Here is a 26246-nt window from a genome sequence, read left to right as displayed (position 1 = left end):
GCCCGCCCCGGCCGCCGGGCCCGGCGGGCTCAGGTGGCAGCGTCGACCTTCTCGGACAGCACCCGAGACGACCCGCCGGGCTGCATGGTGACGCCGTAGAGGACGTCGGCGGCCTCCATGGTGCGCTTCTGGTGGCTCACCACGAGCAACTGCGCCTCCTGGCGGAACTCCGCCAGCAGGTCGAGGAACCGGTGCAGGTTCATGTCGTCGAGGGCGGCCTCGACCTCGTCGAGCACGTAGAACGGCGACGGGCGGCTGCGGAACACCGCGAACAGGAAGGCGAGGGCGGTCAACGAGCGCTCGCCGCCGGAGAGCAGCGAGAGCTTCTTCACGTTCTTGCCCGAGGGCCGGGCCTCGACCTCGATGCCGGTCTCGAGCAGGTTCTCGGGGTCGGTGAGACGCAGCTGGCCCTTGCCGCCCGGGAAGAGGGTCTCGAAGAGCGCCTCGAAGTTGGCGGACACGTCGGCGTAGGCCGCCGCGAACACGCTCATGATCTCGTTGTCGATGGCCCGGATGACCTTGCCGAGGTCCCGGCGGGACGCCTTGACGTCCTCGAGCTGGGCCTGGAGGAACTCGTGGCGCTCCTGGAGGGCCTCGTACTCCTCGAGGGCGAGGGGGTTGATGGGGCCCATCAGGCGGAGGTCGCGGTCGAGGTCGCGTGCCCGGGCCGCGGGCGTGGTGCCCTCGGGGAGCTCCGGCTGCTCGGTGGCCATCGCCTGCTCGGGATCGCAGTCGAGGTCGCGGCGCAGCGTCTCGACGTGGGACTCGAGGCGCAGGCGGGTCTCGGTGTCGTCCAGCTCGGCCCGCTGGAGCAGCTCGCGGGCCTCCTGGAGGCGGCGCTCGGCGTCGGCGCGCTCACGGCGCAGGACGTCGAGGCGGCTGGCCACCGCCCGGGCCGCCTCGGACTGCTTGCGGCGGCGCTCGCGCAACTCGGTGAGGCCCTCCTCGACCACCGCGCTGCGCTCGGTGACGAAGGCGGCGAGGCGGTCGAGGGCGGTCTGACGGCGATCCAGCTCGACCCGCTTGGCCTCGGCCGCGCCGCGCTCGGCGGCGTCGCGGGCCAGGCGCTCCTCGAGCTCGTCGAGGCGCCGGCGCAGGAACTGGCGGCGCTCGTCGAGGCCGGCGGCGCGCACCTCGAGATCGGTGCGGAGTGCGCCGATGGCGGCGGCCTTCTCCTCGATGGAGCCGCGGGCGTCAGCGAGCGCCCGACCACGCTCGGCGTGCTCCTCGTCCACCCGCTCGAGGTCGGGCAGGCGGGCCTCGAGCTCGGCGATGTGCTGCTCGTCCCGAGCGACCCGGGCCACCAGCTCGTCCACGTGACCCTGGAGGGACTCGATCTCGGTGTTGGCGTCGGCGAGGTCGGCTTCGACCCGGCCGCGGGTCTCCGCCGCGGTGGCCAGCAGGCCGTCGTTCTCGTCGGCGGCGCGACGTGCCGCCTCGGCCACCTTGCGGGCCTCGGCGACGGCGGCGCGGGTGTCCTCGGCCCGGGCGCCGGCGCGCGCCGAGTCCGTGGCGTGCGCCGCGGCCTTCTCCCGGGCCTCCTCCAGGGCGGCCCCGGTGGCGCCGGTCTGCGCCGAGCCCACCCGCCAACCCGACGGGCCGAAGCGGTCGCCGTCATGGGTGACCACCACCGCGTCGGGGTGGGCGATGGCGACGTCGACCGCGGCGGGCCAGTCGGCCACCGCGACCACGCCGCCGATGAGTGCGTCGAGCAGCGCGTTCACGTCGGCCCGGCTCGAGCGCACGTGCCCGCGCACGGGCTCGCCCAGCGGCGGCGGCGACACCGCGGTGTGTCGGTCGAGCAGCGGCACGACCGCGCCCGACAGGTCGCCGGCATGGAGCGACTCGAGGGCCCGGCGGGCCGAGGCGGCGTCGTCCACCACCACGGCGGTGACGGCGCTGCCGGCGGCGGCCTCGAAGGCGGCCTGCCAGCCCTCGTCCACGTCGACCAGGTCGAGCAGGGTGCCGAGCACACCGCTCACCCCGGCGAGGTGGTCGGCGCCGGCCCGGGCCCGTGCCTCGTCGAGGGCGACGGCCAGCGCCTCGGCGCGGGCCTCCCAGGCGTGGTGCTCCTTCTCTGCGGCCCGGCGCTCGTCCTCGGCGGCGGTGACCGCGGCCTCGGCGGTGGCCAGCGCGGCGGCGGCCTCGTCACGGGCAGCGATCAGGTCGGGAGCGGCCTCGCCGGCGTCGGCGATGGTGGCCACGAAGCGGGCGAGGTCCTCGGTCAGGCGGGCGGCCCGCTGCTGGAGGCTGTCCAGGCGGTGGCGGGCGCGTTCCATCTCGGCGGTGTCGCGCTCGAGGCCACCGCGCCGGGCAGCCAGCTCACCCCGGGCCATTGCGGCCTCGCCGCCACCCGTGGTGGCCACCACCCCGTCGCCCCACTGCTGCTCGAACGACGAGCGGGCCTGAGCCAGCTCGGCCTCGACGCGGGAGAGGTCGGCCCAGTCGGGGACCAGCCCGGCGGCTTCGGCCTCGACCTCGGCCAGCTCGTCGCGCACCCGGGCGGCGTCGGACTCGAGGCTGAAGATCACGGCCTGGTCGACGAAGGCCATGCGGTCGCGCTCGACCCCGCGCCGGCGCTCGGCCAGCACGGCGGTCAGACCGCGGGCGCGCTCACGCAGCGACTCGAAGCGGGCGAGGGCGTCGCCCAGGTCGTCGCCGCCGGCGGCCGAGAGCTTGGCCTCGGCGGCGAGCACGGCGGTGTCGAGCTCGACCAGCTCGCCCTTGAGAGCGGCCACCTGCTGCTCGAGATCGGCTTTGCGGGCCTCGCCCGTGGCGAGACGGTTGCGCAGCGTGGTCAGCTCGCGACCCGCCATGAAGATGCGCAGGGCGGTGAGCTCGGCGACGACGGCGCCGTGGCGGCGGGCGGCGTCGGCCTGGCGCTCGAGGGGTCGCAGCGACCGGCGCACCTCGCGGAGCAGGTCGGCCAGCCGGGTCAGGTTGCCCTCGGTGGCAGCGAGGCGGCGCTCGGACTTCTCCTTGCGACGGCGGTACTTCAGGACGCCGGCGGCCTCCTCGATGATGAGGCGCCGGTCCTCGGGGCGGGCGTTGAGCACCGCGTCGATCTGGCCCTGCGAGACGATGACGTGCTGCTGGCGGCCCACGCCGGTGTCGGACAGCAGCTCCTGGATGTCGAGCAGCCGGCACGGCACGCCGTTGATGGCGTACTCGCTGTCGCCGGTGCGGAACAGCGTGCGGCTGATGGTGACCTCGGTGAACTCGATGGGGAGCAGGCCCGCGGTGTTGTCGATGGTGAGGGCCACCTCGGCGCGACCCAGGGCCGGTCGCTTGGCCGTGCCCGCGAAGATGACGTCGTCCATGCTCTTCGAGCGCACGACGCTGGGGGCCTGGGCGCCGAGCACCCAGCCGATGGAGTCGACGACGTTGGACTTGCCGCTGCCGTTCGGGCCCACCACGACCGTGATGCCGGGCTCGAGCTCGAGCACGGTGTTGTCGGCAAAGGACTTGAAGCCCTTCAGCGTCAGGGTCTTGAGGAACATGGCGCGCCGACCTTACAAGCGCCCGGTGGGCCGGCCGGGCCCCCGCCGCCCGGCCGTCAGACCTGGCACTGCGGGCAGTAGTAGGTGGTGCCGTTGCTGAAGCGGGCCTTCTGGATGGGGGTGCGGCAGCGCCGGCAGGCGAGGCCGTCGCGGGCGTACACCTTGTGGTGCTCCTGGTAGTCGCCGGCCTTGCCGAACAGGTCCACATAGCCCTGGTCGGCCAGCGTCGAGCCCCGGTACTTGACCGCGTCGTGCAGGGTCTCGACCACCGAGCGGTAGAGCCGGCGGATCTCCTGCGTGCTGAGCGAGTTGGCCGGGCGGTCGTAACGCAGTCCGGACGCGAAGAGGATCTCGTCGCTGTAGATGGCCCCGAGGCCGGCCATGAACCGCTGGTCCATCAAGAGCGCCTTGAGCTTGTTGGAGCGCTTGACGAGCATCTCGCCGAACACCGTCCACGAGATGGGGGTCTCGACTGGGTCGAAGCCCAGCTCGCCGAGCTCGGGAACGTCTTCGACGAGCCCGTCGGGCGTCGTCACGAACAGCTCGCCGCTGCCCCGTGGGTCGATGTATCGCAGCTGACCGGCCTGGGTGAAGGTGACCACGACCCGGGTGCCGTCGGCCACCGCGTCCTTGGCCTGGGCACGCCGCAGCTGGCCGGTGGTGTCGAGGTGGCACACCAGCAGGTCACCGGTGTCGAGCTTGAACACGAGGTACTTGCCGCGGCGCTCGACGCCGGAGATCTTGGCGCCTTCCAGCTTGGCGACGAGCTCCTTCGACGCCTTCGCGCCACGTGACGAGGGCTCGCCGGTGACGTCGACGCTCTTGACTCGCTTGCCCACGACCTCACGGTCGAGCTCGCGTCGGATGGTCTCGACTTCGGGTAGTTCAGGCACTGGGTTCCTCTCCCACCATGTGGTCTTCGTTTGCGGCCAGGCGCAACCAGGCTTGGTGCGCCGCCGCGGTCTCGGCCTGCTTCTTGGAGCGGCCCTCGCCCTCGCCCACCACGTCGCCGTCGATGCGGACCGTGGCGAAGTAGCGCTTGTCGTGAGGCGGGCCGTCGTCCTCCACCACCGAGTAGCGCGGCGGCGCCTCGAAGCGGCGGACGGCCAGCTCCTGGAGCTGGGACTTGTACTCGCCGGCGCCCGGGCCCAGCGCGGCCTCGTCGATGCGGGTGCCGAGCAGCCGGTGGATCACCTCGGTGACGGCGTCGAGGCCGGCGTCGAGGAAGACCGCCGCGAACAGTGCCTCCATCGTGTCGCACAGGATCGACGGCCGGTCCCGGCCTCCGGTCTGCTCCTCGCCCTTGCCCAACAGGAGCAGCTCGCCGAGCCCGATCTCACGCGCCACCTCGGACAGGGCCTGCCCGGAGACGACCGCGGAGCGGATCTTGGAGAGCTCGCTCTCGGAGCGCTCGGGATGGTGCCGGTAGATGTGGTCGCTGACCACCGCGCCGAGCACGGCATCGCCCAGGAACTCGAGGCGCTCGTTCGACGCGCCCCCGTGCTCCGCGCACCACGAGCGGTGCCGCAGGGCGTGGTTGGCCAGCTCGGGGTCGGCGAAGACGTGGCCCAGGCGCTCGGCCAGGGCGTCCGCGTGGTCGACCGGGCGGGTCGCGATCAGAGTCGGCCGACGACGTAGTCGACGGCGTCCCTGACGGTCTTCAGGTCCTCGAGGTCCTCGTCGTCGATGCGGAACCCGACCGTGCGCTCGCTGAGCTCTTCTTCCAGGGCCTCGACCAGCTCGATGAGGGCGAGGGAGTCGGCGTCGAGGTCGTCGGCGAAGGAGTCGCCCTCGTTGATCGTGGACGGATCCACCTCGAGGATGTCGGCGAGGCGGTCACGGACCAGCTCGAACACGCCCTGGCGGTCGAGGGGGCCTTGTTCCACGTGGGTTTCGGCGGGCACGGAATACTCCTCAAACGGCTGGTGAACGGCCGGGAGTATACCGGGGCCGCGCTTGTGCGCTTGTGAACGAGTGGGCCGGGGGTGGCCGAGCGCTACGCGTCGGTGGCGACGGCCTTGGCCAGCAGGTCGACCAGGCCGCCGCGGATCATCTCGTCGGCCACCTTCACCGCGTTGACGATGGCAGTGTCGTTGGACGAGCCGTGGCTGATGATGCAAACGCCCTTGACGCCGAGGAGCATGGCCCCGCCGGTGTTGTTGGGGTCGAACTGCTCGGCGAGGGGCACGAGTGCGGGCAGGAGCACCTCGGCGGCCTTCTTGGTCTCGTCGGTGGAGCCGAACACCCCGTAGAGGGCGTTGATGAGCGAGCCGAGGCCACCCTCGAGGGACTTGAGGGCCACGTTGCCGGTGAAGCCGTCGGTGACGACCACGTCCACGTCGGCCGACATGATGTCCCGGCCCTCGACGTTGCCGACGAAGGTGCCGCCGGCCACGTCGAGCCAGCCGGGCTCGTCCATGAGGGCGTGGGTGGCCTTGACCAGGGGGTTGCCCTTGGTCTTCTCCTCGCCGATCGACAGCAGGCCGACGCGGGGGGTTTCGATGCCGTAGCGCTCGCGGCACAGCACGGCACCCATCTGGCCGAACTGCACCAGCCACTCGGGGTTGCACTCGGCGTTGGCGCCGGCGTCGAGGAGGATCGTGGGCGTGGTGTCGGGCACCGGGATGGGCGTGGCGATGGCCGGGCGGGCCACCCCCTTGATGCGCCCCATGCGCAGCAGGGCGCTGGCCATCGTGGCGCCGGTGTTGCCGGCGCTGACCATCGCCGAGGCGACGCCGTCGCGGACGGCCTCGGCGGACCTCACCAGCGACGAGTCCTTCATGGTGCGCACGCTGGAGCCGGGGTCGGCGTCCATGGCGATCACTTCAGAGGCGGGCAGGACCTCGAGGCCACCGGTGTCGGTGAGGTCCTCGGGGCGGCCGACCAGGAGGACCGGCACGCCGAGCTCGTCGACGGCGCGACGGGCGCCGGCGACGATGACGTCGGGCGCGTGGTCGCCGCCCATGGCGTCGACCGCGACGGGCAGCATCAGTGCTTCCGCCGGCTCAGTCGACGTCGATGGCCTGGCGGCCGGCGTACCAGCCGCAGTTGCCGCACACGATGTGGGGCTGCTTCGCGGCGTTGCAGCGGGGGCAGACGCTGCGCGACGGGGCCTTGAGGCTCCACGCCGACGCCCGGCGGCTCCGGCTCTTGGCCTTCGAGGTCTTCTTCTTGGGGACAGCCATGGCTTCTAGCGCTCTCTACCTGGACCGTGATGGAACGTGATGTGCGACGGGGTGCCCGGGTGGGCACGAATGCACGAGCCTACCGGGGCGCGCCCTCATTGGTCGAAGTCGAGGGCGTCGAGCGCCGCCCACCGCGGGTCTCGGGGCGCCTCGCCCGACCCGTCGCCGTCTTCCTCCTCGACGTCGGCCGGATCGGCGAACGCCTCGGGCACGGGGCCACGACAGTCGGGGCCGCACAGCGGGGCGACGGGCAGGTTGAGCAGGACGGCATCGCGCGCGAGGGGCTCGAGGTCCACCTGGTCGCCGAGGAGCGGATAGAAGTCGCCCTCGTCGGGCGCGCCCTCCGAGGCGTCGCCGAACACCTCTCGCACCTCGGCCCGCAGCTCGCCGACGACGTCGCCGAGGCAACGACGGCACTCCCCGTCCCAGACCGCCTCGATGGTGCCGGCGGCGACGACGGTGCCGGGCTGGGACTCGAGGACGAGGTCGACGGAGACGTCGGCCTCGGGATCGACGCGGCTGGACCCGACCACGAGCTCGCCGAGGTCCGACGCGGGGACGACCCGCAGGACGTCGAGGCGGGTGCCCGGGTGGCGGAGGAGGTCGGTGACCCCCACCCGCAGCCGCTTGGCCACCGGACTAGACGTCCTGGTCGAAGAAGCCGCCCGAGCCCTCGGTGGAGGGTGAGAAATCCTCGATGCCGGCGAGGTCGTCGTGCTCCGGCTCGGGCGGGGGCGGCGCGGTGGCCTGGAGCTTCTCGCGACCGGCGTGCACCGCCGCCATGGTGCGGTCGAGCACGGTCTCGAAGGTGCTGAGGCGCTGATCGCAGAAGTCCTCGACCTGGTGGCGCATGCGCCGGGCCTCTTCCTCGGCGGCCTCGATGATCCCGCGGGCACGTTGCTCGGCGGACTTCACCACCTCGGTGCGCTCGACCATGCGGGCGGCCTGGCCGCGGGCCTCGTCGAGGATGTCGTCGCCCTCACGGCGGACCTTCACGAGGAACTCCTCGCGCTCCTTCAACAGCCACCGGGCGGCCCGGAGCTCCTCGGGCAGGCGCTCGAGGGCTTCATCGAGCAGCTCGAGGATCTCGTCCTTCTGGATCATCACCGAGGTCGACAGCGGCATCGGTCGGGCCGCCTCGAGCAGGTCCACGACGCGCCGCAGCAGCGGCTCGACCTCGGGGACCTGGTGCGGGCTCGGCGGCAGCGAGGTGACGAAGTCGTCCCTGCCGCTCATCTCGTCCACTCCTGTCGACTCCGTCGACGGGCCGTTCGGGCCACCGCTGCGCTCATCGTTCGTACTTCCCCTGGAGGCGCTTGGCCACCGCCGGCGGGACCATGGAGTCCACGTTGCCGCCGAAACGGGCGATCTCGCGGATGAGCTTCGACGCGAGGAAGGAGTGGGTCGAGGCCGAAGGGATGAAGAGCGTGTCGACACCGGAGATGGCGTGGTTCATCTGGGCCATCTGGAGCTCGCTCTCGAAGTCGGAGACGGCCCGCAGGCCCTTGACGATGAAGTCGGCGCCCACCTCCTGGGCGAGGTCCACCACCAGGTTCGAGAACATCGTGATGCGCACGTTCTCGAGGTGGCCGAGCACCTCGTTGAGGATGGCCTCCCGCTCTTCGAGGCTGAACAGCGGCTCGCCCTTCTGGGGGTTGCGCATGGCCGCCACCACGACGTTGTCGAACAGCCGCGACGCCGTCTCGACGATCTCGAGGTGCCCGTTGTGGATCGGGTCGAAGGAGCCGGGATACAAGACGGTGGCCACGGAGAAACCGTACAGGCACGAAACGACGCTCGTAACGGTTCCGCAACGTGGACCCCCGGACAGGGGAGTCGGCCCCCTCAGTCGTCGTCGGGGTCGCCGAGCACGACGTCCCAGCGGTCGTTGCAGTCCGAGCAGCGGTAGGCGACCACGTCGCCGGGCTCGAGCTCCTCGTCCTCGGGGAGGTACGAGAGGAGGTGGCACGTGCCCCCGCAGTCGACGCAGACGATGTTCTGGGGCGGGATCACGTCACGATTTGAGCAGGTTGTCGGCGTCGTCGGCGCCGAGGAGGAGCTCGACCTCGTCCCGCAGTGCGGGGTGGGCGGCCAGCTCGGGGTCGGCGTCGACGATGGCGAAGGCGGCGTCTCGTGCCTTGGCCACCCACTCACGATCGCGGCGCAGGGAGGCGAGGCGCAGGTCGTTGCGGCCCTTCTGGCGTTCCCCCATCAGGGTGCCCTCGCCCCGCAGGTCGAGGTCGACCTCGGCGAGCTCGAAGCCGTCGGTGGTGCGCACCATGGCGGCGAGGCGCTCCTCGGCCTCCTCGGTGGCGCCGGCGCCGACGAGGAAGCAGCGGGAGCGCGCCGCGCCCCGGCCGACGCGGCCGCGGAGCTGGTGCAGCTGGGCGATGCCGAAGCGGTCGGCGTCGAGGATGACCATGACCGTGGCGTTGGGGACGTCGACACCGACCTCGATCACCGTCGTCGCGACGAGCACGTCGAGGTCGCCGGCCCGGAACTGCGCCATCACCCGCTCCTTGTCCGCCGCCGACACCCGCCCGTGCAGCAGGCCCAGGCGGAGGTCGGACAGCTCGCCGTGCTGGAGGGCCTCGTAGGTCTCCTCGGCGGAGCGCACCTCGAGCTTCTCGGACTCCTCGACCAGCGGGCACACGACGTAGGCCTGGCGGCCGGCGGCCACCTCGTCGCGCACCACCTGCCAGAGAGCGAGCTCGTCCTCGATGCCCGGGATGCCGCCGCCCTCGCCGATCTTCACCCACTCCGTCTCGACGGGGGTGCGCCCGGGAGGCAGCTCGTCGAGGACCGACACGTCGAGGTCGCCGTAGACGGTCATGGCCGCGGTGCGCGGGATGGGCGTGGCCGTCATGACCAGCACGTCGGGCACGGCGTCATCGGCCGCCTTGGCCCGGAGCGCAGCCCGCTGCTCGACGCCGAAGCGGTGCTGCTCGTCGATGACGACGACCCCGAGCGAGCGGAACGCCACGGCGTCTTCCAGGAGTGCGTGGGTGCCCACCAGCAGGTCGACGTGACCCGCGGCCAGGTCCTCGGCCAGGCGCCGCCGCTCGGCCGCGGTGGTGCGGTTGGTCAGCAGCTCGACCCGCAGCGGGCGGTCCTCGAAGAGCGAGCCCGACTCGTCGGGCACGGTGAAGCCCTCCAGCAGGGCGTTGATGCCGAGGTGGTGCTGCTCCGCGAGCACGGCCGTCGGCGCCATGAGCGCCCCCTGGTGGCCACCGTCGACCGCGATGAGCAGGGCGCACACGGCCACCACCGTCTTGCCGGCGCCGACGTCGCCCTGGAGCAGCCGGTGCATGGGCAGGGGCCGACCGAGGTCCTCGCGGATCTCGGCGATCACCCGCTCCTGCGCGCCGGTCAGCGGGAAGGGCAGGCGCTCGAGGAAGCGGCCGACGAGACCCCCGTCGATCCGGTGGGCCAGGCCCTTCGACGTGCGCTCGAGGTGGCGCTTCCGCAGCACGAGGGCGAGCTGCACCCGCAGGAGCTCGTCGAAGACCAGCCGCTTGCGGGCCTGGACGACCTCGCCCATGTTGTCCGGGGCGTGGATCTGGCGGAAGGCCCGGCCCCGCTCGATGAGGTCGTGCTCGGCCAACACGGGCGCCGGGACGGGCTCGGCGAAGCCCCGCGGCGCGGCCTTCACCAGCGTGCGCGCCACCCAGTCCTGGAAGTCCGAGGTGTAGAGCCCCGCCTTCTCCGACTGGGGGTACACGGGCACGATGCGAAGGGTCTTGTCGCCGCCGACCATGTCGATGATCGGATTCGACATCTGGCGCCGGCCCTGGAACAGCTCGAGCTTGCCGAACACCAGCACCTCGAGCCCGGGGGTGAGCTGGCGCTCGCGCCACGGCTGGTTGAAGTAGGTGCAGCGCAGCGTGCCCGTGCCGTCGGTGACGGTGACCTCGACCAGGGTCTTGCGGTTGCGGGTGCGTCGGGACGTCACCTTCTGCACCCGGACGAGGACAGTGGCCTCCTCCCCCACCTCGAGGTCGCCGATGGTGGCCTCCTTGGTGCGGTCGATCCACCGCCGGGGGTAGTGCATCAACAGGTCGAGGATGGTCTCGACGCCGATGGACTTCAGGCCGTCGGCCTTCTTGGGGCCGATGCCGTTGACCGTGGTGACGGGAAGGGCGGCCAGGTCCCCCAGGGTGAGCGGCGGCCCGCTCACTCGATCCCGAAGAAGTAGGGATAGAGGGGCTGGCCGCCGTGGTGCACCTCGGCCTCGACGTCGGGGTGGTGCTCGGCGAGCCACTCGGTGATCTGGCGGGTGATCCCGTCGGTGGCGCCCTCGCCCTCGATGATGGTGAGGATCTCGTGGTCGTCGGTGATGAGCTCGCCGAGGAGCACCGTCGCGGCCTCGGCCACGGTGGGCTCGACGGAGCGGATGCCCTCGCGGGCGATGCCGAGGAAGTCGCCCTCCTTGATGGGGCCGACGTCGCAGGTGGAGTCGCGCACGGCTTGGGTGACCTCGCCGGCGAGCACGGCCTCGGCCGCCGCCGCCATCTCCTCGAGGTTGTCGTCGCTGGTGGCCTGCGGGTCGTACGCGAGCAGGGAGGCGAAGCCCTCGGCGATGCCCCGGGTGGGCACCACGCGCACGGTCTTCGACGTCTGGGCGTCGACCTGCTGGGCCACCGGGATGATGTTCTTGTTGTTGGGCAGGATCACCACGTGGTCGGCCGGCGCCGCCTCGACGGCTTCGAGCAGCTGGGCAGTGGAGGGGTTCATGGACTGGCCGCCGGTGACGGTGCCCTGCACCCCGAGCGAATGGAAGATGCGGCGGATGCCGTCGCCGGTGGACACCGCGACCACGGCGCACGGGACGGGCGCCAGGTCGGGCGCCGGCTCGGGGTGAGCCTCGGCCTCGCGCACCCACTTCTCCTCGCCCACCTGCTCGAGCAGGTCGGTGACGCGGATGTTGCGGGGACGGCCGCAGTCGAGCGCGGCCTCGATGGAGGCGCCGATGTCGTCGGTGTGGATGTGGCAGTTCCAGATGCCGTCGCCGCCGACCACCACGATGGAGTCGCCGATGCCGGCCCACACGTCCTTGAAGGCGGGGATGGTCTCGTCCGGCGCCTCGAGGAAGTACATGACCTCGTACTTGAGGCCGGCGAGGGCGTCGTGCTCGGCGGAGCGGGCGTGGTCGTCGCCGTGGGTCGAGATCTGCGGCTCGACCGATCCCTCGGGCGGCTCGGGGATGTCTCGGCCGTCGGTGAGGTTGAGCAGCACGTCGAGGAGCAGGAGGAAGCCGGCGCCCCCGGCGTCGACCACGCCGGCGTCGGCGAGCACGGGCAGCAGCTCGGGGGTGCGCTCGAGGGACTCGCCGCCGGCGACCCTTGCGACGTCGAGCACCGAGACCAGCGTGAGGGCGTCACCCTCGGCGGCGGCGTGCGCGGTGGCCGCCTCGGCCGACTCGCGCACGACGGTGAGGATGGTGCCCTCCACCGGTCGCATCACCGCCCCGTAGGCGGCTGCGGCGGCGGCGTCGAGCGCCCGCACGAAGGCGGCGGCGTCGCACTCGTCGTGCTCGGCGAACACGTCGGCGAGCCCGCGCAGCACCTGGGACAGGATCACGCCCGAGTTGCCGCGGGCCCCCATGAGCGAACCGTGGCTGATGGCCTTGCACGTGGCGGCCATGTCAGGGCCGGCGCCGTCGAGCTCGGCGACCACGGACTCGAGCGTGAGGGCCATGTTCGTGCCGGTGTCGCCGTCGGGCACCGGGTACACGTTCAGGCGGTTGATGGCGTCGCGGTGGGTGGCGAGCGCGTCGCGGTAGCCCTGGACCGCCCGCCGCAGATCATCGGCCCCGAGTTGTTCGAGCAACGCCATGCGCCGTGAGACTAGAGGATGCGGCACCGTCCACCATCGGCCACCCGACCTCCCCCGGCGATTGGGGAACCGCGGGGGCCGCTGGTAGCGTGGTCAGCCGTCCCTGGTCCCGTGACGTAGCGAGAAGGTGCTTTCGATGGCTTCGGTCTGTGATGTGTGCGGCAAGAAGCCGTCGTTCGGCATGAACGTCAGCCACTCGCACCGGCGCACCAAGCGTCGTTGGAACCCGAACATCCAGCGGGTCCGGGCCTTGGTGAACGGCTCGCCCAAGCGGGTCCAGGTCTGCACCTCCTGCCTCAAGGCGGGCAAGGTCCAGAAGCTGGTCCACTAGAAGCTCCCCCGGACACACGGCTCCTGACCGCGGTCTGGCCTGGTCACGATGCGGCTCGCTACCCTCGGCCCCATCTGGTCACCAGCCTCTCGGGAGCGAGTTCGCGTGCATGTGGAGCTGAAGTGCAGGGCGTAGTCAAGTCCTACGACCCCGGGTCGGGCGTGGGGGTCGTGATCTGCGACTCCGACCTCGACGAGTACGACCTCGCCGCCGGCGCCCTCGAGGGCTCGGTGTTCCGCATGCTCCGCCAGGGCCAGCGCGTCGTCTTCGACGTCGATGCCCACGGCCAGGCCGCGGGCATCCGGCTGGGCTCCGAGGTGGACATGGGCACCCCCGGCTTCGACCAGGTTCCGACGACCGATCCCTCCCCCACCGACGGCGAGGCCGTCGACAACCCTTCGGAGACGTCATGACCGCACCGACCAGCAACCGCTCGCTGCTCGACTTCGTCGAACGGGCGGAGGCCCTCTGCCAGCCCGACCGGGTCGAGTGGTGCGACGGCTCCGACGAGGAGTACGACCGCCTCTGCCGGCTGCTGGTCGAGAGCGGGACCGTCGAGCCGCTGGCCGACGACAAGCGTCCCAACAGCTACCTCGCCCTCTCCGACCCCGGCGACGTGGCCCGGGTCGAGGACCGCACCTACATCTGCTCCGAGCGTGAGATCGACGCCGGCCCCACCAACAACTGGCGGGCGCCCGACGAGATGCGCACCGAGCTCGAAGGCCTGTTCGCCGGCTGCATGAAGGGCCGCACCATGTACGTGGTCCCCTTCTCCATGGGCCCCATCGGCTCGCCCATCGCCCACATCGGCGTCGAGATCACCGACTCGCCGTACGTGGCGCTCAACATGCGGGTGATGACCCGCATCGGCACCCCGGTGCTCGACGTCCTCGGCGACGGCCCGTTCGTGCCCTGCATGCACTCGGTGGGCGCCCCCCTCGAGCCCGGCCAGGCCGACGTCCCGTGGCCCTGCGACGCCGAGAACAAGTACATCGTGCACTTCCCCGAGACCCGCGAGATCTGGTCCTACGGCTCGGGCTATGGCGGCAACGCCCTGCTGGGCAAGAAGTGCTTCGCCCTGCGCATCGCCTCCACCATGGCCCGCGACGACGGCTGGCTCGCCGAGCACATGCTCATCCTCGGCGTCACCCCGCCGAACGGCGAGAAGCGCTACGTGGCCGCGGCGTTCCCGTCGGCCTGCGGCAAGACCAACATGGCCATGATGATCCCCACCCTGCCCGGGTGGAAGATCGAGACCATCGGCGACGACATCGCCTGGATGAAGTTCCACAGCGACGGCCGCCTGTACGCGATCAACCCCGAGGCCGGCTTCTTCGGTGTGGCCCCCGGCACGGGTGAGTCCACCAACCCGAACGCCATGACCACCCTCGAGGCCAACTGCCTGTTCACCAACTGCGCCAGGACCGACGACGGCGACGTGTGGTGGGAGGGCATGACCGACGACACGCCGGACCACCTGATCGACTGGAAGGGCCAGGACTGGACGCCCGAGTCGGGCACCCCCGCGGCGCACCCCAACGCCCGCTTCACCGCCCCGGCATCGCAGTGCCCCTCGATCGCCCCCGAGTGGGAGGACCCGGCCGGCGTGCCCATCTCCGCCATCCTCTTCGGCGGTCGACGGGCCAGCACCATCCCGCTGGTCACCGAGGCCTTCGACTGGCAGCACGGCGTCTTCCTCGGCTCGATCATGTCGTCCGAGAAGACGGCGGCGGCCGCCGGCACCGTCGGCGAGGTCCGCTTCGACCCCTTCGCCATGCGTCCCTTCACCGGCTACAACGTCGGCGACTACTTCGCCCACTGGCTCTCGATCGGTGAGGCCACCGACAACGAGAACCTCCCCAAGATGTTCTGGGTGAACTGGTTCCAGAAGGACGACCAGGGCAAGTTCATCTGGCCGGGCTACGGCGAGAACAGCCGGGTGCTCAAGTGGATCATCGAGCGCGTCGAGGGCCAGGTCGACGCTGTCGACACCGCCATCGGGCGGGTGCCCACCCATGGCAGCCTCGACGTCGACGGCCTCGGCCTCACCGAGGAGCAGGTGCACCGCCTCCTCGACGTGGACGAGGACCGCTGGCGCTCCGAGATCCCGCTCATCGAGGAGCACTACGAGTTCGTCGGCGAGCGCCTCCCCAGCGCGATGCGCGACGAGCTCGAGAACCTCGAGAAGCGCCTGGCCGGCTGACGCCGACCGCTCCACCGTCCTGACCGAGGGGCGCCGACACCCGCTGGGGTCGGCGCCCTTCGCCGTTCCCGGGTGTCAGGCGCAGGTGGACGAGGCGGGCACACCGGCCGCCCGCGCCGCCAGCCAGTCGACCACCTGAGCGCCGGTCGTGTCGGCGATGAAGTGGTCCTCCCCCGCGATCGGCGACCAGGTGACGGCCACGCCCGCCCGGCACTGGCGCCGCACGAGCGAGAGCGACGGGCCGGGGACGACGATGCTGTCGTGGAGACCGTGGATGACGAGGAGGGGTCCCTCGACCGGGTCCTCCCCGGCCCGCTCGTCGGCCATGAGCTCCCTCCACGGCGAGGTGGTGCGCAGGTCGTGGCGCAGCAGATCGACTCGTCGCCAGAGCGGCCAGTCGAAGGCGAGGGTGAGCGCGCACTCGGTGCGCAGGCGGGGCACCCGCTCCTGGGCGCGTGGCGTGAAGATCGACCGGGTGTCGATGCCGTGCACCTTGGCCCACGCCCCGACCGTGATGAACGTGAAGCCGGGATGGTCGTCCACGGGGGCGATGAAGCGCTCGACGTCGACGACGGGGGAGACCGCGGCGGTGCCGAGGATCTCGAGCTCGGGGGCGTACTCGGCCGCCGCCTCGGCCGCGGCGAGCACGCCGTGGCCACCCGAGGAGTACCCCCAGAGGCCCACCCGCCGGGCGACGGGAAGGCCCGGGATGCCGCCGGCGGCGCGCGCCGCGTCGAGCAGGGCATGCGCCTCGCTCTCGCCGATCAGGTAGTGCGACGGCCCACGGGTGCCGAGGCCCTGCCCGTCGGTGGCCACGACCGCGAAGCCCGCCCGCAGCAGGCGAGCGAGCCGGGGCACCACTGGGGGGTATCTCGACGGAGCGCACACGTCTGCGATCCCCGGCGTGCCGATGGCCCACGAGACGACGGGGAAGCCCCCGGCCGGCGCCGGGCCCCCGGGGCGGATCAGCAGGCCCGAGACCGCGACGGGTTCGCCCTCGAGGCCACGCGACCGGTACACCACGCGCCACGCACGGGAGCCGGCCACCGGGCTCACGATGCCCTGGTACCAGATCAGCGAGCCGGCCGGCCCGGCCTCGACCAGCGACGCCGGAGGTCGGTAGAGGTCCTGGCCCGCCGGAAGCCGCGCGGCAGGTGCCGCCGCTTCGGGCGCCACCTCGCTCACGGGAGCGGTCGCCGCCGCAGCCGGACCGGCCGGCGCGGCCCCGCCCGCGCACGCTGACGCCAGCCCGAGTCCCACTGCCGCCCCCAGCGCGAGGAGGAACACCACCGCCCGCCGCACCGCGGCGAGTCTAGGGAGCCCCCGTCGACCGTGCCGGGTCGGACGCGGGTGGGCACTGCTCCGGATGCTCGAGCTCGGGAGGCCAGCGCCACGCGGCGCCTTCCCAGCCCGGGACGAGCGACACGGGCTCGTCGGCGTGGTCGGTGAGCCAGTCGAGGACGGGGGTCGCGAGGCGGACCACACCGGCCGGGCAGAGGTGCACGCCGGTGCCGTCGAGGCGCCGGATGCGTTCGGGCGCTCCGTCGGCGGCCCGCAGCACGTCGGCGAGCGTGCCGTCGGGGTGGTCGACGAAGGCGCCGGCGTCGATCACGTCGACCGCCTCCTCGCGCTCGGCGAGGGCGCGCGCCTGCGCCCCCAGCACGGCGAACGACAACGTCGTGGCCACCTTGGTCGAGCTGTGCATCTCCACCCAGAGCACCCGGGCCCCGCCCGCGGTGAGCGACGCCACCAGCGGGTCGAGCACCTCGTCGGCGTAGGTGGCGGGCCAGCCCGTCTCGGTCGGAGCGAAGCCCGGCTGGAGCACCTCCCACGGCCCCACGAGCACGACGACGAGGTCGGGGTCGTGCTCCTCGATCCCCGCCTCCCAGGCCGCCCGGTCGCTGGCCGTGCTGATGGTCGGCGCCGCCAGGTAATCGACCTGGGCCTGGTCGCCCAGCGCCGCCCGCACCGCAGGGACGAGGCTCGCCATCACCGAGTCGCCGCCGAGGACGACACGGACCGACGGCGGGGCCCCGTCCGAGGCTGCGGTCGTGGTGGTCGGGCGCGCTCCCGGGGAAGCCTCGGGACCCGACGAGCCACAGGCGCCGGTCGTCAGGCACACCACGAGCGCCAGTGCGCACACCATCCCGGCCCGGATCACGGCGGACAGCTTGCCCCGCCGTTCGCCCGCCGGACCATCGGCGCCTCCGGCTCGGGCGGCCGGGCCTTCGCCGGCACTAGCATCGGCGCCGATGTCCGTGCGTGCCTACATCCTCATCCAGACCGAAGTGGGGCGGAGCGGCCAGGTGGCCGCCGAGGTCGCCGCCATCGACGGCGTGCGGTCGGCCGACGACGTCACCGGCCCCTACGACGTGATCGCCGTGGCCGAGGCGGCCAGCGTGGACGAACTCGGCAAGATGGTGGTCAGCCGGGTGCAGCTCATCGACGGGATCACCCGCACGCTGACCTGCCCCGTGGTGAACCTCTGACCCTCGCTCAGGCCAGGAAGATGGCCCGCAGGGCCAGTCCCATCAGGAAGAGACCACCCACGCCGTAGAGCAGGTGCTGGTACTCCTTGACCTGCGCGCGGTAGCTGTAGATGAGCCCCACCGAGATGAGCGCCACGAAGCCGTAGAACTCGTGGAACTCGGGGGCCTCGAGGTTCTCGCCCGCGCTGAGCTGGACGCCCAGCACCACCTGGACGGCCACGGTGGCCCAGCCTGCGACCACGACCCACCACAGCGCCCGCACCCGCAGCCGGGGGACCCACTGGGCCGCCAGGGCCCACAGCCCGGCCACGGCATTGACACCGACGACCACCCACGCCCAGTCGGCGTGCAGACGCAGCACCGGCAGTGGTCAGCCGGCCGCCCCGGCGCCCGCCGAGCCGCCAGCCACCTCGTAGGACCAGACCTCGCTGGCGACCGCCACCGGCCGCTCGCCGCCGGGGTGCCCTCCCTCGGCGCCCGGGTGACCGCCGGACGCGCCGGGGTGTCCACCGGAAGCGCCAGGGTGGCCGCCGCCCTCGCCGCCACCCTCCGACCGGTGGCCGTGGGCGAAGGCCGGCGAGGCCAGCCACGCCTCGAAGGCGGCCTCGTCACGCCAGCGGGTCACGACCAGCCAGGTCGTGCGCTCGTCGGTGGGCTTGAGCAGCTCGAAGCCTTCGAAGCCGTCCTGGCCGTCCACGGCACCGGCACGGGCCGCGAAGCGCTGGGCGAGCTCGTCGCCGCTGTCGGCGGGCACGGTGATGGCGTTGATCTTGATGATCGACATGGCCCCATCATCGCCGCGCCCGACCCTGCGGGCGCAAGCGGGGCTCAGAGATGGCGTCCCCAGGCCGATAGGCGACGATGTCCGCGACGCCCGCGTCGATGTCCGCGTCCCAGCGGCGCGCGTCGCTCGCGGTCGTGGCGGCCGTCGTGGCCTACCTCGCCGTCGTCGGCCCGGGCCTCGGCGGCGAGCCCTTCGTGGGCGACTTCGACAACGTCGCCGAGACGCTCGCTGCATTCCTGGCAGCCTGGTCGTGCTTCCGGGCGGCCGGGCGGGCGCGAGACGGCAGTCGGCGCTCCTGGCTCCTGCTCGGCGCCGGCACGCTCTCGTGGGGCCTCGGGCAGCTCATCTGGACCTACTACGAGTCGGTCGTCCACGAGGCGCCCTTCCCGTCGCTGGCCGACCTCGGGTTCCTCGCGTCGATCCCGCTCATCGCCGCCGCCCTGCTCACGTTCCCGTCCAACGTGCGCACCTCGGGCCGGGTGCGCGCCCTCCTCGACGGACTCACCATCGCCTGTGCCTGCATCGGGGTGAGCTGGCTCCTCGTGATGGGCCACGTCGCGGCCGACGCCGGTTCCGGCACGGACCTCGTCCTCGCCATCGCCTACCCCTCGGGCGACGTGGTGATCCTCGTGATGACGCTCACGGTGCTCTCCCGATCGCTCGCGGCCTACCGGCCGACGGTCGCCACCATCGCCGTCGGGCTCACCCTCCTCGCTCTGGCCGACTCTGCCTTCGCCTACCTGTCGACCACCGACTCCGCCGCCACCAGCCCCTTCAACGTCGGCTGGTTCGCCGGCTTCCTCGTCCTGGCCCTCGCCGCCCGCTGGGGGCGCACCACGGCGGTCGACGTCGCCACCTCCGAGGTCCAGCCCTCGTGGGTGATGATGCTCCCCTACGTGCCGATGGCGGTGTTCGTCCTGCTGGCGATCCCCACCCACCTCCGGGACGGGCACCTCGGGGCGGTGTTCACCTGGGTGGGCGTGCCGCTCGTCCTCCTGTTGATCGTGCGCCAGGTCATCGTCCACCAGGACAACACCGCGCTGACCCAGCGCCTCGAGCAGCAGATCGCCGCGCTCGCCTCGAGCCGGGAGCACCTCCGCCACCAGGCCCTGCACGACCCCCTCACCAGCCTGCCCAACCGCTCCCACCTCATGCGTGAGCTCGCCGGGCGATTCGACGGCACGCATCCGCCCCAGTCAGCGCTCCTGCTGATGGACCTGGACCGGTTCAAGGAGATCAACGACGGCCTCGGCCACGACGTCGGTGATCGCGTGCTCCGCGAGGTCGCCCAGCGACTCCACGCCGCCACCCCCTCGGGTGACACGGTCGTACGCCTCGGAGGGGACGAGTTCGCGCTGCTCCTCGACGACCCACCGGGCGAGGACCGGCCCGAGCGGGTCGCCCGGCTGCTCCTGGCCGCCCTCCGCGACCCGATCGAGGTCGACGGTCTCAGCCTCGCCGTGGGCGTCAGCATCGGCATCTGCCACAGCAGCGAAGCCGACCGGGCCGCATCGTTGCTCCAGTCCGCCGACGTCGCCATGTACCGGGCCAAGCGCGACGGCATCGACATCGCGGTCTACGGGAGCGAGGACCAGGAGGACCGCCCAGGGCGCCTGGCCCTGCTCAACGACCTCCGGGAGCTGCTCGAGCGCCAGGAGCTGGCAGTCCACTACCAGCCCCAGGTCGACCTGCACACCGGGGAGGTCGTCGGGCTCGAGGCGCTGGCCCGCTGGGAGCACCCCGAGCTGGGGTGGATCGGACCTGACCGCTTCATCCCCTTCGCCGAGCAGACCGGACTGATCGGCGAGCTCACGAAGCAGGTCGTGCGGACCGCGCTCACCCAATGCGCTCGATGGCGTGCCGACGGCCTCGACGTCGCGATGTCGGTGAACGTGTCGCCCAAGGCGCTCGAGGACCCGGACCTCGCCCGCACCCTCCACGCCACGATCCTGGAGGCCCGCCTTCCCTCCCAGTGCGTGACCCTCGAGATCACCGAGAGCGCGTTCGGTGGTCGCACCGACGACCTGGTCTCGCTCGTCGAGCGCCTCGCCAGCCTCGGCGTCCGCCTCTCGATCGACGACTTCGGCACGGGCTACTCGTCGATGTCCCACCTCAAGCGCCTGCCGGTGCACGAGCTCAAGATCGACCGCGCCTTCATCACCGACCTCGCCGTCGACGACGACGACCAGGCCATCGTGACCTCCATCGTCACCCTCGCTGCCACCCTCGGACTGACCGTCGTGGCCGAGGGCATCGAGGACGAGATCACGCGCATCCTGGCCGCCGAGCTCGGCTGTGACCGCTCGCAGGGCTATGTCGACCGTCGCCCGGGCACGGCCGCCGAGATCACGGCCTGGCTCGCCGAGCGAGGCTGCCCCCGCATCATCGACGGGACCACCCTCGAGGACGTGGGCCCCACCCCACGCGAAGAGGCGGTCGGCGAGCCTCAGTAGGCGGCGGCGAGGATGGCCCGGGCGTCCTCCTCGGACACCGGCCGCGGGTTGTTCAAGACGTTGCCGTTGGACTGGGAGAGCTGCGCCACCGCGTCGAGATCCTCCTCGGTGACGCCGCACTCGCGCAGCCCGGTCGGCAGACCGAGGCGCCTGACCAGGTCGGCCACGGCGTCGGCGGGGTCCGCCACCCCCATGGACAGGGCGAGGCCGGCGATGGCCCACGGGACGGTGTCGGCGTTGTACCGGATGGCGTGGGGCAGGATCATCGCGTTGGCGAGGCCGTGGGGGATGCCGGTCCGGCCGCCCACGAGCTGGGCCAGCCCGTGGTGCACGCCCATGGACCCGTTCTGGAGGCAGCGCCCACCGAGGACCGCCCCCTGCAGCATGTCGGTGCGGGCGGCCAGGTCGTCCGGGGCCTCCACCACCTTCGGCAGCGCGGCGTGGATGCGGTGCGCCCCGGCGAGGGCGATGGCCTCGGCCTCGGGGGTACGGGTCGGCGACCACGCCGCCTCGACGCAGTGCGCCAGCGCGTTCATCCCGGTCTCGGCGCTCACCCGCGCCGGGGTGGCGAGGGTGAGCTCCGGGTCGTAGACGGCCGCGATCGGGGCGATTGTCGGGCCGCCCGCCCCCTGCTTCTGGCGGGTGGCGGGGTCGGTCATGCCGAAGAACGGGGTGAGCTCGGCGCCCGAGTAGGTGGTGGGCACGGAGACGTGGAGGATCGCAGGGCGGTCGGCGTAGGACGCGCCCGGCGTGCCCGACTCCTGCTCACTGAAGTAGCAGACGGCCTTGGCGAGGTCGGCACAGGAGCCGCCGCCGAAGGAGACGACCGCGTCGACGGCGTCGCGCCGGGCCTCGAGGCCCGCCTCGCGCACCGCCGTGGTCGGGACGTGCGCGAGTGCCTCGGCGAAGCTCGAGGCGAGGATGCGGCCCATCGCCTTGCGGACCCGGGCGCCGTCGTCGGACTGGAAGCGCCCCGCGGTCGTGATGAGCATCGCCCGTCGCGCCCCGAGGCCCTTCAGCACCTCCCCGAGGCGGTCGACGGCCCCGGCTCCGAAGTGCAGCTGCTGGGTGTAACCGGTGTGGACCCACGCGGTCGGCGGTCCGACGACGGGTGCATCGCTCATGACAGTCCCTCGAACAGGTCGGTGTGGCGGGGCGCCCCCGGCGGGCGCGGCTCGCTCGGGTCGATGAAGCACTCCCGGCCGAAGTTCTCGAGGAACGCCTCGTCGGGGATGGCGAGGAAGAACGAATCGGGGCCCACCTGGCTGGCATGGGCGACGAGCGCCTCCCGCTTCTGGCCCACGAACGCGGTCACGTCGATCTCGTGGGTGATCACGTCGGCGGGGCTCCCGAACGACTCCTCACCGTCGGGGTCGGGGAGCTCGAAGTCGTCCGGCAGCTCACCGCGCTCGGCGGCCTCGCGCATGCGGGCGAAGATGGCGTCGCGGTCCATCGTCGCCTCGAGCACGCGGGGGACATCGGCGGCGGCTCCGGCCAGGTGGCCCACCCGGTGGACCTGGATGTGGTCGGGGTGGCCGTAGCCACCATGGCTGTCGTAGACGGTCAGGACGTCGACCGCCTCGTCGCGCAGGATGGCGGCGAGCCGCTCGGTGGCCTCGTCGAGGTCGGCGGTCCAGAACGAGCCCGGCAGGTCGTTGGTCGGCTCGCCCATCATCCCGGAGTCGACGTAGCCCAGGTACTCGACCCGGTCGATCCCCAAGATGGCGGCGGCCTCGGCGACCTCTCGCACCCGGCGCTCCGCGAGCGTCTCGCCCTCGTCGAGCACGTCGGGCTGGATCTCGCCGTGCTCGCCCTTGGTGGCGACCACGAGCACCACGCGGTGACCCTGGCTCTTCGCCAACGCCATGACCCCGCCCGTGGCGATGGTCTCGTCGTCGGGATGGGCGTGGAAGCAGGCGAGGGTGGCCATGGGCGGACCAGCCTAAGGGTGACCCGCCCGAAGCGTCAGCGGACGGCGCCGGACTCCTTCAGGGCGGCGACGCGCTCGGGGTCGAGGCCCCAGTCGACGAGGGCCTCGTCGGTGTGCTGGCCGGCGTGCGGCGGTGGCTCGGTGATGGCGCCGGGCGTACGGCTGAAACGCGGGGCCGGTCCGGGCTGGCGGATGCCGGCGACCTCGGTGAAGGTCCCCCGCGCCACCATGTGCGGATGGTCGGGCGCCTCGGCCATCGAGAGCACCGGGGCGAAGCACACGTCATGGCCCTCGAGGATCTCGCACCACTCGTCGCGCGTCTTCGTCAGGAAGATGGCGGCCAGCTGCTCCTTCAGCTCGGGCCAGCTGGCACGATCCATCTGCGGCGGCGCGGTGCCGTCGCCCAGACCGGTCAGCTCGACGAGCGCGGCGTAGAACTGCGGCTCGATGGAGCCCACGGACACGAACTTGTCGTCCTTGGTCCGGTACACCTCGTAGAAGAAGGCGCCGGTGTCGAGCATGTTGGTGCCCCGCTCGACGTCCCAGATGCCCATGGCCATCATCCCGTGCATCATCGTGGTGAGCAGGGCGGCGCCGTCGACCATGGCCGCGTCGACCACCTGGCCCTGGCCCGACGTGCGGGCCTCGAGGATGCCGCACACCACGCCGAAGGCGAGGAACATCGCCCCGCCGCCGAAGTCGCCGACCAGGTTCATGGGCGGCACCGGAGCCTCACCCTTGCGCCCGCAGGGGTCGAGGGCGCCGGCGAGGGCGATGTAGTTGATGTCGTGGCCCGCCTCGAGAGCCCACGGACCCTCCTGGCCCCACCCCGTCATCCGCCCGTAGACCAGGCGGGGGTTGCGGGCGAGGCACTCGTCGGGACCGAGGCCGAGGCGCTCGGTGACGCCAGGACGGAAGCCCTCGATCAGCGCGTCGGCCTGCTCGACGAGATCGAGGACGGTGGCGACACCGTCCGGGTGCTTCAGGTCGACGCCCACCGACCGGCGGCCGCGGTTGAGCAGATCGCTCGACGGCGTGGCGGGGTCGAACCCCCGCACCGCTCCGGCGCGGTCGATGCGGATGATCTCGGCGCCCATGTCGGCGAGCAACATGGCGCAGAACGGGCCCGGGCCGATGCCCGCGAGCTCGACGACCCGGACACCCTTCAGCGGGCCCTGCTTGGCATCGAGGTGTGCATTCGCGCTCACGACGTCACCGCCGCCGACTCGGCGCGGCTCACCAGGGCCAGGACGGCCTCGATGACCTGCGGCTGGAACACCCGGGGGATGTCGTGGCCCATGCCCTCGATGACCAGCAGCTCCGCGCCGGGGATCACCTCCGCGGTGCGGCGTCCGCCGCTGACGTCGATCAGCGGGTCGGCCTCGCCGTGCACGACCAGCGTCGGGACCGACACGGAGCGCAGCGCCTCCGAGCGGCTGCCGCTGGCGATGCTGGCCACGAGCTGGCGGCTCTGCGCGGTCGGGTCGTGGGCCCGGTCGTAGGCGCGGGCGGCGGCCGCCCGGGTGAGGTCCTCGTCGAAGTGGTCGGGGCTGCCGATCGTGCGGAAGGTCTCGACGGTGGCCTCGATGATGGCCTCGCGGTCCTCGCCGCTGTTCCCCAGGAGCGTGGGCAGCACCTCGGGCTTGGGCTGGCCGACGTCGGGGTCACCCGTGGTCGACATGATGGAGGTGAGGCTCGCCACCCGGTCCGGGTGCTCGATGGCCATCGTCTGGGCGATCATGCCGCCCATCGACGTGCCCACCACGTGCACCCGCTCGATGCCGAGATCGTCGAGCACGGCGATCGCGTCGGCGGCCATGTCACTCAGGAGGTAGGGCGCGTCCACCGCCGCCCCCTCGATGGCGGCCATGACCGCGGCGACCACGTCGACCTCGACGTGGGCGAAGCTCTCGGACAGCCCGATGTCGCGGTTGTCGTGGGTGACCACGAAGAAGCCCCGGGCGGTGAGCCCGGCGAGCAGCTCCTCGTCCCAGCGGACCAGCTGCATCCCCAGCCCGCACACGAGCATCAAGGGGACGTCATCGGGGTCGCCGAACGTCTCGTAGCAGATGGACACGCCGCTGCGGTCGGTGAAGGGCATCGGGTCATTGTTCCACTTGACCGATCGGTCAAGGAAGCGTGCGACGATGGGGCCGTGCCCCCGACCGTGCGCACGGCGCCGCTGGCCGAGCTCCCCGCCACCCTCGCCCACGACCTCTTCCGCCTGCGGGCCGACGTCTTCGTGGTGGAACAGGAGTGCGCCTACCCCGACCTCGACGGGCGCGACGCGGAGCCGGCCACGCTCCAGTTCTGGGTCGAGGAGGACGGTGAGGTGCTGGCCTGCCTGCGCCGCCTCGTCGACCCCGGCGGCGTCACCCGCATCGGGCGCATCGCCACCCGGGCCGACCAGCGGGGGCGGGGGCTCGCCGCGACCCTCGTCGAAGCGGCGCTCGACGGGGTCGAGGGGCCCGCCGTGCTCGACGCCCAGTCCCGGATGGTCGACTGGTACGCCCGGTTCGGCTTCGCCGCCGACGGACCGGAGTTCGTCGAGGACGGCATCCCCCACGTGCCGATGCGGCGCCCGTAGCCCTCGGCGAGCCGCCCACCGCCCACCCCTTCTACGATCGATCCATGTCACCGACCTGGGGCGTGCACACCGGCCTGCAGAACACGACCATGGGCGAGCTGCGCGGCCTGTGGCACCACATCGAGGAGCTGGGCTTCGACTGGATCTCGATCTGGGACCACTTCTACGCAGCCGACCTCACCGGCCCGCACTGCCACGAAGCGGTGGCCGCCCACACGGCACTGGCCATGGACACCACCCGGGTGCGTTGCGGCTCGCTCGTGTACTGCGCCGGCTACCGCCACCCCGCCGTGCTGGCCAACGCCATGGCCACCATCGACCAACTCTGCGACGGGCGGGTCGACTTCGGGATCGGCGCCGGATGGGCCCAGCCCGAGTACGAGGCCTACGGCATCCCGTTCCCCTCGGCGGGCAAGCGCCTCGACCTGCTCGAGGAGTCCGTCCAGTGCGTGCGCAGCCTCCTGCGCGAGGAGGTCACGAACTTCGAGGGCGAGTACTTCACCCTCGTTGAAGCGCGCTGCGAGCCGAAGCCCGTCCAGGCCGAGCTGCCCATCTGGATCGGCGGCGGCGGCGAGCAGCGCACCCTCGCCATCGTCGCCCGGTGGGCGGACGGCTGGAACGTGCCCTTCGTCGAGCCCGCCACGTTCGCCCACAAGCGGCGGGTGCTGGCCGAGCACTGCACCGCCGCCGGGCGCTACGTCGACGACATCCGGTGCGCGGTCAACGTCGGGGTGGCGAAGGACGAGGAGGCGTTGGCGGCCCAGTTCGGGGCGATGGCCGACTACGTGCGCCCGGGGGTGGTCATGGGGTCGCAGGCGCAGATGGTGGACCGCATCGGCGAGTACGTCGCCGCCGGCGCCGACCAGGTGAACATCGCCATGCGGGCACCGTGGGACGTCGCCAGCCTCGACCACCTCGCCGACGCCATCGACGAGCTCGGCGGCTGACG

At 72.3% G+C, this 26246-nt stretch carries 27 protein-coding genes; 7 read left to right on the top strand and 20 right to left on the bottom strand.

Going from position 1 to position 26246, the window contains the following annotated elements; translation table 11 throughout:
* Nucleotides 1-29 precede the first annotated feature (29 nt).
* The 12 genes from smc to JNK12_09515 form a co-directional block, all read right to left on the bottom strand.
* Nucleotides 30-3500, bottom strand: a complete 3471-nt coding sequence (smc, locus tag JNK12_09570) for a chromosome segregation protein SMC (protein MBL8776170.1) — start codon at nucleotides 3498-3500, stop codon at nucleotides 30-32.
* Nucleotides 3501-3556: 56 nt separating this feature from the next.
* Nucleotides 3557-4393 (bottom strand): bifunctional DNA-formamidopyrimidine glycosylase/DNA-(apurinic or apyrimidinic site) lyase, encoded by an 837-nt coding sequence (mutM, locus tag JNK12_09565; protein MBL8776169.1) that lies wholly within the window; start codon nucleotides 4391-4393, stop codon nucleotides 3557-3559.
* On the bottom strand, nucleotides 4386-5120 hold the full coding sequence (rnc, locus tag JNK12_09560; protein ID MBL8776168.1) for a ribonuclease III: 735 nt from the start codon (nucleotides 5118-5120) through the stop codon (nucleotides 4386-4388). Before rnc ends, mutM begins: the two co-directional genes overlap by 8 nt.
* Complete coding sequence (locus tag JNK12_09555; GenBank protein ID MBL8776167.1) at nucleotides 5117-5404, bottom strand: acyl carrier protein; 288 nt, start codon at nucleotides 5402-5404, stop codon at nucleotides 5117-5119. Before JNK12_09555 ends, rnc begins: the two co-directional genes overlap by 4 nt.
* Before the next feature lie 92 nt (nucleotides 5405-5496).
* Complete coding sequence (gene plsX / locus JNK12_09550) at nucleotides 5497-6489, bottom strand: phosphate acyltransferase PlsX (protein ID MBL8776166.1); 993 nt, start codon at nucleotides 6487-6489, stop codon at nucleotides 5497-5499.
* A 16-nt stretch (nucleotides 6490-6505) separates the two neighbouring features.
* On the bottom strand, nucleotides 6506-6685 hold the full coding sequence (gene rpmF / locus JNK12_09545) for a 50S ribosomal protein L32 (GenBank protein ID MBL8776165.1): 180 nt from the start codon (nucleotides 6683-6685) through the stop codon (nucleotides 6506-6508).
* A gap of 95 nt (nucleotides 6686-6780) precedes the next feature.
* Nucleotides 6781-7320, bottom strand: a complete 540-nt coding sequence (locus JNK12_09540; GenBank protein ID MBL8776164.1) for a DUF177 domain-containing protein — start codon at nucleotides 7318-7320, stop codon at nucleotides 6781-6783.
* A gap of 4 nt (nucleotides 7321-7324) precedes the next feature.
* Entirely contained in the window at nucleotides 7325-7921 is a 597-nt protein-coding gene (locus JNK12_09535) for a hypothetical protein (protein ID MBL8776163.1), read from the bottom strand.
* Nucleotides 7922-7973: 52 nt separating this feature from the next.
* Complete coding sequence (gene coaD / locus JNK12_09530) at nucleotides 7974-8453, bottom strand: pantetheine-phosphate adenylyltransferase (GenBank protein ID MBL8776162.1); 480 nt, start codon at nucleotides 8451-8453, stop codon at nucleotides 7974-7976.
* Between the two features lie 77 nt (nucleotides 8454-8530).
* Nucleotides 8531-8698, bottom strand: coding sequence for a hypothetical protein (locus JNK12_09525; GenBank protein MBL8776161.1), 168 nt, complete (start codon nucleotides 8696-8698; stop codon nucleotides 8531-8533).
* 1 nt (nucleotide 8699) lies between these two features.
* On the bottom strand, nucleotides 8700-10862 hold the full coding sequence (gene recG / locus JNK12_09520) for an ATP-dependent DNA helicase RecG (protein MBL8776160.1): 2163 nt from the start codon (nucleotides 10860-10862) through the stop codon (nucleotides 8700-8702).
* Entirely contained in the window at nucleotides 10859-12520 is a 1662-nt protein-coding gene (locus JNK12_09515; GenBank protein MBL8776159.1) for a DAK2 domain-containing protein, read from the bottom strand. The genes recG and JNK12_09515 overlap by 4 nt, the downstream gene beginning before the upstream one ends.
* Nucleotides 12521-12656: 136 nt before the next feature.
* Between JNK12_09515 and JNK12_09510 the strand changes: the two genes are divergently transcribed.
* The 3 genes from JNK12_09510 (at nucleotide 12657) to JNK12_09500 (ending at nucleotide 15054) form a co-directional block, all read left to right on the top strand.
* Nucleotides 12657-12851 (top strand): 50S ribosomal protein L28, encoded by a 195-nt coding sequence (locus tag JNK12_09510; GenBank protein MBL8776158.1) that lies wholly within the window; start codon nucleotides 12657-12659, stop codon nucleotides 12849-12851.
* A 122-nt stretch (nucleotides 12852-12973) separates the two neighbouring features.
* Nucleotides 12974-13264, top strand: a complete 291-nt coding sequence (locus JNK12_09505; protein ID MBL8776157.1) for a hypothetical protein — start codon at nucleotides 12974-12976, stop codon at nucleotides 13262-13264.
* On the top strand, nucleotides 13261-15054 hold the full coding sequence (locus tag JNK12_09500; GenBank protein ID MBL8776156.1) for a phosphoenolpyruvate carboxykinase (GTP): 1794 nt from the start codon (nucleotides 13261-13263) through the stop codon (nucleotides 15052-15054). Before JNK12_09505 ends, JNK12_09500 begins: the two co-directional genes overlap by 4 nt.
* A 75-nt stretch (nucleotides 15055-15129) precedes the next feature.
* Here the strand turns inward: JNK12_09500 and JNK12_09495 are convergent, their stop codons facing one another.
* Nucleotides 15130-16356 (bottom strand): hypothetical protein, encoded by a 1227-nt coding sequence (locus tag JNK12_09495; protein MBL8776155.1) that lies wholly within the window; start codon nucleotides 16354-16356, stop codon nucleotides 15130-15132.
* A gap of 10 nt (nucleotides 16357-16366) precedes the next feature.
* Nucleotides 16367-17215, bottom strand: coding sequence for a hypothetical protein (locus tag JNK12_09490; protein ID MBL8776154.1), 849 nt, complete (start codon nucleotides 17213-17215; stop codon nucleotides 16367-16369).
* Between the two features lie 91 nt (nucleotides 17216-17306).
* Between JNK12_09490 and JNK12_09485 the strand changes: the two genes are divergently transcribed.
* A complete protein-coding gene (locus tag JNK12_09485) occupies nucleotides 17307-17543 on the top strand; it encodes an Lrp/AsnC ligand binding domain-containing protein (GenBank protein ID MBL8776153.1) in 237 nt (78 codons plus the stop codon).
* A gap of 7 nt (nucleotides 17544-17550) precedes the next feature.
* Here JNK12_09485 and JNK12_09480 read toward each other — a convergent pair whose 3' ends face one another.
* Together JNK12_09480 and JNK12_09475 are read right to left on the bottom strand one after the other, a co-directional pair.
* The gene (locus tag JNK12_09480) at nucleotides 17551-17904 is read right to left on the bottom strand and encodes a hypothetical protein (GenBank protein ID MBL8776152.1); all 354 of its coding nucleotides are present in this window, start codon (nucleotides 17902-17904) and stop codon (nucleotides 17551-17553) included.
* Nucleotides 17905-17913: 9 nt separating this feature from the next.
* On the bottom strand, nucleotides 17914-18327 hold the full coding sequence (locus JNK12_09475) for an antibiotic biosynthesis monooxygenase (GenBank protein MBL8776151.1): 414 nt from the start codon (nucleotides 18325-18327) through the stop codon (nucleotides 17914-17916).
* Between the two features lie 77 nt (nucleotides 18328-18404).
* Between JNK12_09475 and JNK12_09470 the strand changes: the two genes are divergently transcribed.
* A complete protein-coding gene (locus JNK12_09470; protein ID MBL8776150.1) occupies nucleotides 18405-20780 on the top strand; it encodes an EAL domain-containing protein in 2376 nt (791 codons plus the stop codon).
* Here the strand turns inward: JNK12_09470 and JNK12_09465 are convergent.
* Genes JNK12_09465 through JNK12_09450 form a run of 4 tightly spaced genes read right to left on the bottom strand, consistent with a single transcriptional unit; the run spans nucleotide 20774 to nucleotide 24811 of the window.
* Nucleotides 20774-21904, bottom strand: coding sequence for an iron-containing alcohol dehydrogenase (locus JNK12_09465; protein ID MBL8776149.1), 1131 nt, complete (start codon nucleotides 21902-21904; stop codon nucleotides 20774-20776). The two genes, JNK12_09470 and JNK12_09465, sit on opposite strands and share 7 nt — an antisense overlap.
* The gene (locus JNK12_09460) at nucleotides 21901-22710 is read right to left on the bottom strand and encodes a PIG-L family deacetylase (protein MBL8776148.1); all 810 of its coding nucleotides are present in this window, start codon (nucleotides 22708-22710) and stop codon (nucleotides 21901-21903) included. The genes JNK12_09465 and JNK12_09460 overlap by 4 nt, the downstream gene beginning before the upstream one ends.
* Before the next feature lie 35 nt (nucleotides 22711-22745).
* Nucleotides 22746-23918, bottom strand: a complete 1173-nt coding sequence (locus tag JNK12_09455) for a CoA transferase (GenBank protein ID MBL8776147.1) — start codon at nucleotides 23916-23918, stop codon at nucleotides 22746-22748.
* Nucleotides 23915-24811 carry an alpha/beta fold hydrolase gene (locus tag JNK12_09450; GenBank protein ID MBL8776146.1) on the bottom strand — a complete coding sequence of 299 codons (897 nt, stop codon included), beginning with the start codon at nucleotides 24809-24811 and terminating at the stop codon, nucleotides 23915-23917. The genes JNK12_09455 and JNK12_09450 overlap by 4 nt, the downstream gene beginning before the upstream one ends.
* A 54-nt stretch (nucleotides 24812-24865) precedes the next feature.
* On the opposite strand from JNK12_09450, the gene JNK12_09445 reads away from it, so the two are divergent.
* Both JNK12_09445 and JNK12_09440 read left to right on the top strand, forming a co-directional pair.
* Nucleotides 24866-25297 (top strand): GNAT family N-acetyltransferase, encoded by a 432-nt coding sequence (locus JNK12_09445; protein ID MBL8776145.1) that lies wholly within the window; start codon nucleotides 24866-24868, stop codon nucleotides 25295-25297.
* Nucleotides 25298-25341: 44 nt separating this feature from the next.
* Nucleotides 25342-26244, top strand: coding sequence for a TIGR03560 family F420-dependent LLM class oxidoreductase (locus JNK12_09440; GenBank protein ID MBL8776144.1), 903 nt, complete (start codon nucleotides 25342-25344; stop codon nucleotides 26242-26244).
* Nucleotides 26245-26246 lie beyond the last annotated feature (2 nt).

The sequence above is a fragment of the Acidimicrobiales bacterium genome, from assembly GCA_016794585.1.
Classification (GTDB): domain Bacteria; phylum Actinomycetota; class Acidimicrobiia; order Acidimicrobiales; family DATDAH01; genus JAEUJM01.
Note: the sequence above shows the minus strand (reverse complement) of the source record. Positions and strands in the feature narration are given on the sequence as shown.

What these genes read in the sequence shown, in the direction of transcription:
- smc (MBL8776170.1), bottom strand. Translation starts at nt 3,500, where the DNA reads ATGTTCCTCAAGACCCTGACGCTGAAGGGCTTCAAGTCCTTTGCCGAC.
- JNK12_09515 (MBL8776159.1), bottom strand. Translation starts at nt 12,520, where the DNA reads ATGGCGTTGCTCGAACAACTCGGGGCCGATGATCTGCGGCGGGCGGTC.
- JNK12_09510 (MBL8776158.1), top strand. Translation starts at nt 12,657, where the DNA reads ATGGCTTCGGTCTGTGATGTGTGCGGCAAGAAGCCGTCGTTCGGCATG.
- plsX (MBL8776166.1), bottom strand. Translation starts at nt 6,489, where the DNA reads ATGCTGCCCGTCGCGGTCGACGCCATGGGCGGCGACCACGCGCCCGAC.
- rpmF (MBL8776165.1), bottom strand. Translation starts at nt 6,685, where the DNA reads ATGGCTGTCCCCAAGAAGAAGACCTCGAAGGCCAAGAGCCGGAGCCGC.
- JNK12_09475 (MBL8776151.1), bottom strand. Translation starts at nt 18,327, where the DNA reads ATGTCGATCATCAAGATCAACGCCATCACCGTGCCCGCCGACAGCGGC.
- JNK12_09485 (MBL8776153.1), top strand. Translation starts at nt 17,307, where the DNA reads ATGTCCGTGCGTGCCTACATCCTCATCCAGACCGAAGTGGGGCGGAGC.
- JNK12_09450 (MBL8776146.1), bottom strand. Translation starts at nt 24,811, where the DNA reads ATGCCCTTCACCGACCGCAGCGGCGTGTCCATCTGCTACGAGACGTTC.
- JNK12_09535 (MBL8776163.1), bottom strand. Translation starts at nt 7,921, where the DNA reads ATGAGCGGCAGGGACGACTTCGTCACCTCGCTGCCGCCGAGCCCGCAC.
- JNK12_09460 (MBL8776148.1), bottom strand. Translation starts at nt 22,710, where the DNA reads ATGGCCACCCTCGCCTGCTTCCACGCCCATCCCGACGACGAGACCATC.
- JNK12_09500 (MBL8776156.1), top strand. Translation starts at nt 13,261, where the DNA reads ATGACCGCACCGACCAGCAACCGCTCGCTGCTCGACTTCGTCGAACGG.
- JNK12_09440 (MBL8776144.1), top strand. Translation starts at nt 25,342, where the DNA reads ATGTCACCGACCTGGGGCGTGCACACCGGCCTGCAGAACACGACCATG.
- JNK12_09470 (MBL8776150.1), top strand. Translation starts at nt 18,405, where the DNA reads ATGTCCGCGACGCCCGCGTCGATGTCCGCGTCCCAGCGGCGCGCGTCG.
- JNK12_09465 (MBL8776149.1), bottom strand. Translation starts at nt 21,904, where the DNA reads ATGAGCGATGCACCCGTCGTCGGACCGCCGACCGCGTGGGTCCACACC.